The 999-nt window shown below is 62.9% G+C and carries 1 pseudogene; it reads right to left on the bottom strand.

Annotated features, from left to right (window positions below):
• Nucleotides 1–644: 644 nt before the first annotated feature.
• Nucleotides 645–887: pseudogene (locus tag CSC62_RS17260) on the bottom strand (DUF4158 domain-containing protein); the annotation flags it as partial.
• Nucleotides 888–999 lie beyond the last annotated feature (112 nt).

The following is a 999-nucleotide window of genomic DNA, read 5'->3' as shown; positions in this document are numbered from 1 at the left end:
CGCCGGGGCGGCGCGGGCTGGGCGCGGGGCGGCCGCGAGGCAGGGACCGCGACCCGCACGGTGGGGGGCGGGTCAGCGGCTGCGCGCAGAGCCGATGGCCCCGCCTCCCACTCTGCGGGGGCAGCCTCCGTATGAGGGGTGCCGCCGGGAGGCTTCGAATCAAAAAGCGAGTTATTAAAAAGGGACGGATCGAACTGACGGAACAGGTCACTGAAGCTGCCCGCCGAGAACGCAGGCAAGGGTGCAGGGGGAGATGGCAGCCGGGTCCGGGACATCGTCCGCCGAGCGGGCAAGCCATCCAGGGGGCCGCCGGCAGGCGGAGACACCCCACGATCTGCAGTCGGCTGAACCCCATCGGGTTGGGGTCCGGGCAGAAGCTCGCGGGCAGGACTTGGTGTGCGCGAACGAATGGGATCCATCAGGCATACCTCTTTACATGGTCGCCTCCAGACTAGCGGTCTGTGGTTCCTACATAGCTTCCGAGGCCGCATGGCAGTACACAACTTCGGGTGATCCTGGCAACCCTCGACGACCAGGGTGAGGCGCAGACATGAAGGCGATCACGGACCCGCATGGAGGATCGGCAGAAGGTTGTGACAAATTTCTGTGCTGACAGCGAGTTAGCTCACTTTTGGCTGTTTTTTACACGAATCCCTGCCGACCCTCCAGTCGAAGCGGAAGAACGCGTGCTTGGCCTTGAAGTAGCCGATCTGCAAGACGCAATAGACTTGGGCAGGCATGCCGGGCCGGCTGCTGGCGAGCGCCAGTTCAGCATCGGTCAAGGCCAGATATTCCAGCCGCTGGGTGTCGTCGAAATCCGGCAGGCCGTACAAGGCTTCCTGCTCGGCGTCCGACAGAATGGTCAATCGTTCGCTCTTGGCTGCCATTACATTGCCGCTGCGCGTGAGGCGTTTGTCATTTTTTGCGTGTCCCCTCGCTGGTGGATTGCAGAGCTGCATACAAGGCTGTTTTACTCCCCTTTATCCGTGTAGCGGCCTC

It is taken from the genome of Pseudoxanthomonas jiangsuensis, assembly GCF_010093185.1.
GTDB classification, from domain to species: domain Bacteria; phylum Pseudomonadota; class Gammaproteobacteria; order Xanthomonadales; family Xanthomonadaceae; genus Pseudoxanthomonas; species Pseudoxanthomonas jiangsuensis.
The sequence above is the reverse complement of the archived record's forward strand: the minus strand, read 5'-3'. Positions and strand labels throughout refer to the sequence as shown.